Annotated in this window: 4 protein-coding genes and 1 pseudogene; 1 reads left to right on the top strand and 4 read right to left on the bottom strand. The window is 69.4% G+C overall.

Features of this window, described 5'->3' with window-relative positions; genetic code table 11:
• A pseudogene (locus HNO80_RS17935) lies at positions 1-241 on the top strand (HNH endonuclease signature motif containing protein); the annotation flags it as partial.
• Between the two features lie 844 nt (positions 242-1,085).
• Here the strand turns inward: HNO80_RS17935 and HNO80_RS06920 are convergent.
• From HNO80_RS06920 to HNO80_RS06905, 4 genes are all read right to left on the bottom strand, one after another.
• Positions 1,086-2,918 (bottom strand): gamma-glutamyltransferase family protein, encoded by a 1,833-nt coding sequence (locus tag HNO80_RS06920; RefSeq protein WP_175322099.1) that lies wholly within the window; start codon positions 2,916-2,918, stop codon positions 1,086-1,088.
• Positions 2,919-2,921: 3 nt separating this feature from the next.
• Entirely contained in the window at positions 2,922-3,065 is a 144-nt protein-coding gene (locus tag HNO80_RS06915) for an MFS transporter small subunit (protein WP_175322098.1), read from the bottom strand.
• A 1-nt stretch (position 3,066) separates the two neighbouring features.
• Positions 3,067-4,461: an OFA family MFS transporter gene (locus HNO80_RS06910; RefSeq protein ID WP_175322097.1), complete on the bottom strand. Its 1,395-nt coding sequence runs from the start codon at positions 4,459-4,461 to the stop codon at positions 3,067-3,069.
• A gap of 220 nt (positions 4,462-4,681) precedes the next feature.
• Positions 4,682-7,117, bottom strand: coding sequence for a Tex family protein (locus tag HNO80_RS06905; RefSeq protein ID WP_175322096.1), 2,436 nt, complete (start codon positions 7,115-7,117; stop codon positions 4,682-4,684).
• Between the last annotated feature and the right edge of the window lie 18 nt (positions 7,118-7,135).

The following is a 7,135-nucleotide window of genomic DNA, read 5'->3' as shown; positions in this document are numbered from 1 at the left end:
GCTGCGCCTTCCCCGGCTGCACCATCCCGGCACCCTGGTGCGAAGCCCACCACATACCTACTGGTCCAGAGGCGGCACCACGTCCACCGACAACGGAACACTCCTCTGCTCCCACCATCACCACCTGACCCACAAGGAACAATGGACCATCCAGATCCGCGCCGGGATCCCCTGGTTCATCCCGCCACCCCACCTCGACCCACGCCAACATCCACGAAGAAACCACTACTTCAGATGCTGAACAACGATCGTGAGAAACTTCCGGCCTGAAATGCGACGGGCGTGCCGCGGCTGATGGATCGTTCGCTCGACCACTAGCCGGAAGACTCGACCCGGTTCAGGGCCACCCACTTGGGTGCGTGGCCTCGTCAAAGCTGCGGGTCCGTGCTGTGATGTTTTTGCACACAGCCACTGTGGCAGTACCAGCACCCCGGTGAGGGAGATACTCATGGCACACACGGGCAGTTTCGGTTCCATGCCGGTCGGTCGTTCCGTCGGAAGGAATGTCGCTGCGTTCGTATGTGGTTTCGCGGCAGCACTCGGCTGGTGGATCGGATTGAGCGCCTATGTAATCATCGGCGGCACAGCCAGCGGAGGCGCTGGACTTTCCGTGTTTCTCGGGACTCCGGCACTTTTATCCGCGGCTACCTGCTTTCTTGCTGCCCGGGGCAGGCCCGCTGAAGCCGGAGGGCACCGGGTCGCGCCCCGGCTTCCCACTCGCAGCTCACCGCAACGTCCCCATTTCGATGCTCGCCCGCCGGCGGTTTGGGCCAGGTCGAGCAGACGCACGCGCATCAGCCATCCCTTGGTCCGTCACCGGGGAACTAGGGATTTCCTGCTGGTCGTCAGCGCGTTCGCGTCAGTCTTGTTCTGGTGGCTGGGCATCACGGGCTACCTCGCCGTCGGCGGCTTCGCCAGCGGATCCGCGGGGCTGGTCGTGTTCTTAGGAGTTCCTGCCCTCGCAACCGCTATGACGTATTGCGCCGTTCGCCGTCGGGGGACTTCCTTGTCCTTTGGAGCGCTCGACTCGAGTCAGCGACGCCGGACCTAGCCGCAGTCCCCGGCCCGCACCGCATCCTCACGCACTACCTCCCCGCCGCATACCCCTGGGCGCCGCGGGGGTTGGCCGCAGCCTGCAGCACCCCCGTCGCGGGGTCCCGCACGACGGCGGACAGCCGGCCGAGGGTCCATCCGCCGGCCACGGTCACAACGTGCCCGCGGCGTTTGAGCCCCGCGATGACGTCCTCGCCCAGCCGGTCCTCGACCACGGCGCCGCCGGGTTCCCAAGTGCGCGGCCAGAACGAGCCGGGCATCGACGTCGTATGGAACGTCGGTGCGTCGATGGCCTGCTGCGGTGAGTAGCCACCCACGACCGTTCGCAGCAAGTACGGCAGCTGCCACTGGTCCTGCTGGTCACCGCCCGGCGAACCCAGCGCGGTCACGGCCAGCCCGTCCCGGAGCACCAGCGTCGGCGTCAGGGTGGTGCGGGGCCGCTTGCCGGGCGTGAGCGTCGACGGCGTGCCCGGCTCCAACCAGGTCATCTGCAGGCGGGTGCCCAGGCAGAAACCCAGCTCCGGAATCGCCGGCGAGGACTGCAGCCAGCCGCCCGACGGGGTGGCCGAGACCATGTTCCCCCACCGGTCCACGACGTCGATGTGGCAGGTGTCGCCGCGGGTTTCCCCGCTCGGCGCCACGGTTGGCTCGCCGACGCCCAGTCCGGCCGGTCCGGACCCCGAACCGTTCCGGGGCAGGGCCGGCGGCGTGTACTCGGTCCGCAGCTGCGGGAGGTAGGGCTCGCGCCCCGGGACCTTCCCTGGCCGGAAGTCGTGCGACGCCCGCTCCGTGATCAGATCGCGGCGGCCCGCGCAGTACTCCTCGGACAGCAGGTACTCCAGCGGTACGTCCGTGTCGCCGTAGTACGCCTCGCGGTCGGCCAGCGCCAGCTTCTGGGCTTCCAGGATCGTGTGCGCCCCGAGCTCGGTGGACGGATCGAGATACTGGTCCTCGAACCCGGCGAGGATGGCCAAGGTCTGCAGTAGCGCCGGACCCTGACCCCACGGCCCGGTCTTCACGATCGTGTGGCCGCGGAAATCCAGGGTGGCCGCCGCCTCATAGCCGGCTTCGAATCCGGCCAGGTCGGACAACGCCAGGACGCCCCGGTGGTCGGTGCCGGAGGAGTGCCGGTGCGGGGCCTGCACGGATTCGACCATCGCCCGGGCGACGAAGCCCTCGCGCCATTCCCGGCGGGCAGCATCGATCCGCGCCTCCCGGGACCCGCCGGATCCCGACGCCGACCCGGCTTCGATGAGCCTTTCCAGGGTTCGGGCGTAGGCAGGGTTACGGATGACGTCGCCCTCGGCCGGAATCCGGCCGCCGGGCATCCACAACTCGGCCGAGCTGGGCCAGTGCTCCTGGAACAGTTCGGCCACCGCGGCAATCGTGGTGCCGACGCGGCCCAGCATGGGGTGGCCATCGCGCGCATAGCCGATAGCGAACTCCAAGACCTCGTCCAGCTCCCAGGTGCCGTGGTCGCGCAACAACAGGAGCCAGGCGTCGACGGCGGCGGGCACCGCGGCGGCCAGCGCCCCCGAGCCCGGCACCAGGTTCAGCCCTTCGGCGCGGTAGTGCTCCACCGTCGCCGCAGCCGGCGCCGGCCCCTGCCCCATCAACACCACAGGCTTGCCGGGCTCGGCCGCCGTCACGAAGACGCCCGTCATGTCCCCGCCCGGGCCGTTGAGGTGCGGTTCGACGACGTGCAGCACGAAGGCGCCGGCCGTGGCGGCGTCGAACGCGTTGCCGCCGCGTTCGAGCACCGCCTGGGCCGCCGCCGTCGCGATCCAATGGGTGGATGCGCTCATCCCGAAGGTGCCCTGCAGGGTGGGGCGGGTGGTGAACTGCTCAGCCGCGGTGAAGGTCATGGATCAGCCGAACAGCGCCGCCACGCGGGTCAGGGTCTCATAGACCCCGTAGGCCAGCGGCACGCCGACGAGGGCCCACGCCACCGCGAGTTTGCCGGTGGACGCCTTGACCGCCGCCTGTGTACCGGGGTTGTGTGCTGTGCTCATCTCAGGCCTCCATGGCGGGTTCGGCAGACCGCTCGCGGTCCGGGCGGGGTTCGTGGAATCGTGCGTCGACCGGCTTGACCAGCAGGTTGGCCACAAAGCCGATCACCAGCAGCGCCACCATGGTCAGCAGCGCGGGCTGGTAGGACGCGGCATTCAGCTGGCCGGGCTTGCCCTGGGCGTCCAGGAAAGCGTTGACGATCAGCGGTCCGGCGACGCCGGCAGCGGACCAGGCGGTCAGCAGCCGGCCGTGGATGGCGCCGACCTGGAAGGTGCCGAAGAGGTCACGCAGGTAGGCCGGAGCCGTGGCGAAGCCGCCGCCGTAGAAGGAGATGATGAAGAACGCGAGCACCACGTAGAGGAACGTGGTCGAGGACCCGGCCAGCGCCAGCACCGTGTAGAGCACCGCGCCGACGCCGAGGTACACCATGTAGATGCGCTTGCGGCCGGTCACATCGGAGGTCGCCGACCAGGCGAAGCGTCCGGCCATGTTGCCGATGGAGAGCAGTCCCACGAAGCCGGCGGCGACGCCGGCACTGACCAGGGACACGCCGTCGGACTTCCGGAAGAAGTCCTGGATCATCGGGGCAGCCTGCTCCAGGATGCCGATGCCGGCGGTGACGTTGCAGAACAGTGCGATCCACACCAGCCAGAACTGCCTGGTCTTGACGGCATTCTTCGCCGAGACGTTGTCCGTGGTGACCAGCTTGGACGCCTTGACCTTGGACTGGTCGAAGCCGACCGGCTTCCAGCCGTCAGCGGGCACCTTGATGGTGAAGGCGCCGAAGAGCATGTACGCGAGGTAGACGACGGCGAGGGTCAGGAAGAGCTTGCCGACCGAGTCGCCGCTGGCGATCCAGCCCTTGGCGCCGGAGTTGGGGTCGTACATCTTCAGCAGCGCGGTGGAGACGGGGCTGGCGATCAGCGCGCCGCCGCCGAAGCCCATGATGGCCATGCCGGTGGCGAGTCCCGGGCGGTCCGGGAACCACTTGATCAGGGTGGACACGGGCGAGATGTAGCCGATACCCAGTCCGATGCCGCCGACCACGCCGTAGCCGAGGTAGACGAGCCAGAGCTGGTGGGTGAAGATGCCGAGCGAGCCGATCAGGAAGCCGCTCGCCCAGAACATGGCGGAGGTGAACATCGCCTTGCGCGGGCCGTTCTTATCCACCCAGGTGCCCATGATCGCGGCGGACAGGCCGAGCATCACGATCGCGATGGAGAAGATGACGCCGATCTCGGTCAGGCTGGCGCCGAAGTGCTTGACCAGCGCCGTCTTGTAGACGCTCGTCGCGTACGCCTGGCCGATGCACAGGTGGACGGCGAGCGCCGCGGGCGGCACGAGCCACCGATTGAACCCCGGCGGGGCGATTGTTCGTTCACGGTCCAGCCAACCCATAACTGCTCCCCTTGCTTGTCGAAAGACGTCGGTGTCTCGGCGCTCCCCACAGCGCCTGACCCAGCGGAATAGAGGCTAAAGACCTCCGTTCGGGGCCGTTGCCTCCGGCAATCATGGTGCAGATCACACCGTAGCGTGAGCTTTCTGCTCCAAACCGGGCTGGATTCACGACGAGCGGTAGCTTTTTCGCGATAAACGGTATCCGGAGGTTGGAGCGTGCCTACTTCGCCAGCCCGGCCCGGCGGAGCGCTTCGGCCATCGCGGTGTTGGCCGGGGCCGAGGCCGGGGCCGCTTTGGGCGCCGAGGCCGGGGCCGCTTTGGGGCCCGATTTGGGTGAGCCCTGCCTGGCGGGGGCCGGCTTGGCGGCGGACTTGGGCTGCGGTGGCTTCGCCTGGCCCTGACGGCCCCGGTCCTGCGAACCCGCCGCCGTCGGCCGCCTGCCGGGGACCGCCGGTTCGTCATCGAGCCTCAGCGTCAGCGAGATGCGTTTCCGCTCCGGATCGGCCTCCAGCACCTTGACCCGGACCACCTGGCCGGACTTGACCACCTCGCGCGGGTCGGAGACGAACCGGTTGGCGAGCGCGGAGACGTGTACCAGCCCGTCCTGGTGCACTCCGACGTCCACGAAGGCGCCGAACGCCGCCACGTTGGTCACCGTACCCTCCAACACCATGCCGGGTTTGAGGTCGGAGATCTTCTCGATCCCCTCCCGGAACGTCGCCGCCGCAAACGCGGGCCGCGGGTCCCGGCCGGGTTTTTCCAGCTCGGCGATGATGTCCCGCACGGTGGGCAGGCCGAACGAGCTGTCCACGAAGTCCTGTGGATTGAGCGCGGACAGGCCGCCGCGCTGACCGTCGCTGGCCGCGGCCTTGATCTTCCGCGCCAGCGGGTACGCCTCCGGGTGCACACTGGAGGCGTCCAGCGGCTCCGCTCCCCCGCTGATCCGCAGGAAACCGGCGCACTGTTCAAAAGCCTTCGCACCCAGCCGGGGCACCTTCTTCAGCTCGCTGCGCTTGTTGAAGGGACCATGCTCGTTCCGGTACGCCACAATGTTCTCGCTCAGCAGCGGCCCGACGCCGGCCACCCGGCTCAGCAACGCGGGTGAGGCGGTGTTGACGTCCACCCCGACGGCGTTGACGCAGTCCTCGACGACGGCGTCGAGGCTGCGGTCCAGCTTCGCCGCCGTGACGTCGTGCTGGTACTGCCCGACGCCGATCGACTTCGGCTCGATCTTGACCAGTTCCGCGAGCGGGTCCTGCAGCCGCCGGGCGATCGACACCGCGCCGCGCAGCGACACATCCATGCCGGGCAGTTCGGCCGCGGCGAGTGCCGACGCCGAGTACACGGACGCGCCGGCCTCGGAGACGACGAGTTTTTGCGGGGCGCTGCCGGCGTCCGCGCCGAGCTGCTTGATCAGCTCCGCCGCGAGCTTGTCCGTCTCGCGCGAGGCGGTGCCGTTGCCGATCGCCACGAGTTCAACCCCGTGCTTCCGGGCCAGCGCCAGGAGCGTGCGCAGCGCCTCGTCCCATTTCCGTGCCGGGGCGTGCGGGTAGACCGTGTCCGTCGCGACCACCTTGCCGGTCCCGTCCACGACGGCGACTTTCACGCCGGTGCGCAGCCCCGGGTCCAGGCCCAGCGTGGCGCGGTTGCCGGCGGGCGCGGCAAGCAGCACGTCCCGCAGGTTCGCGGCGAACACCCGGACGGCCTCGTCCTCGGCCGCGGCGAACATCCGGCTGCGCAGGTCGCCGCTCAGGCGGCTGAGCACCCGCGAACGCCACGCCTGCTGCGCGGTCTGCAGCAGCCAGGCATCGGCGGGCCGGCCGCGGTCGGCGACCCCAAGGAACCTGGCCACGGCGGCCTCGTACCGGCCGCGGGCGGCGGCCAGGGCGGCGTCGTCGTCCGGTTCCGCTTCGCTGAGATCCAGTTCCAGCACGCCGTCCTTCTCACCGCGCAGCAGCGCGAGGACCCGGTGGGAGGGCATCCCGGAGGGGGCCTGGGAGAACTCGAAGTAGTCCTTGAACTTCTGCCCCTCGGCCTCCTTGCCCTTCTTGACCCGCGACACCATCCGGCCCTGGGTCCAGAGCCGCTCCCGCAGGGTGGCGGCCAGGTCAGCGTCCTGCGCGACGCGCTCGACAAGGATGGACCGGGCTCCGGCCAGCGCCGCGGCGGCGTCACCGATGGCATGTTCGGCGTTCAGGTACCGGGCGGCTTCGCGTTCCGGGTCCCGCTCCGGCCGCTTCAGCAATGAGTCCGCGAGCGGTTCCAGGCCGGCCTCCCGGGCGATCTGGGCCTTGGTGCGTCGCTTCGACTTGAACGGCAGGTAGATGTCCTCCAGCCGCGACTTGGTGTCGGCGCCGACGACGGCGGCCTGCAGCTCCGGGGTCAGCGCCCCTTGGGCGGCGATCGCTTCCAGAATGGTCCGACGCCGGTCCTCCAGCTCGCGCAGGTAGCGCAGCCGCTCCTCGAGCCCGCGGAGCTGGGTGTCATCCAGGGTGCCGGTGGCTTCCTTGCGGTAGCGGGCGATGAACGGCACCGTGGAGCCGGCGTCGAGCAGCTCCACCGCCGCCTTCACCTGCCAGGGTTTCACGCCGAGCTCGGCGGCAATCTGGGTTTCAATCGGGGTGGTCACGGCGGGGTGCTGCGGGAGTTGGCTCACCCAGCCATTTTGCCTTAC

This window comes from Arthrobacter sp. C9C5, from assembly GCF_013359735.1.
In the GTDB taxonomy this organism is placed as follows: domain Bacteria; phylum Actinomycetota; class Actinomycetes; order Actinomycetales; family Micrococcaceae; genus Arthrobacter.
Note: the sequence above shows the minus strand (reverse complement) of the source record. Positions and strands in the feature narration are given on the sequence as shown.

What these genes read in the sequence shown, in the direction of transcription:
- HNO80_RS06910 (WP_175322097.1), bottom strand. Translation starts at nt 4,461, where the DNA reads ATGGGTTGGCTGGACCGTGAACGAACAATCGCCCCGCCGGGGTTCAAT.
- HNO80_RS06915 (WP_175322098.1), bottom strand. Translation starts at nt 3,065, where the DNA reads ATGAGCACAGCACACAACCCCGGTACACAGGCGGCGGTCAAGGCGTCC.
- HNO80_RS06920 (WP_175322099.1), bottom strand. Translation starts at nt 2,918, where the DNA reads ATGACCTTCACCGCGGCTGAGCAGTTCACCACCCGCCCCACCCTGCAG.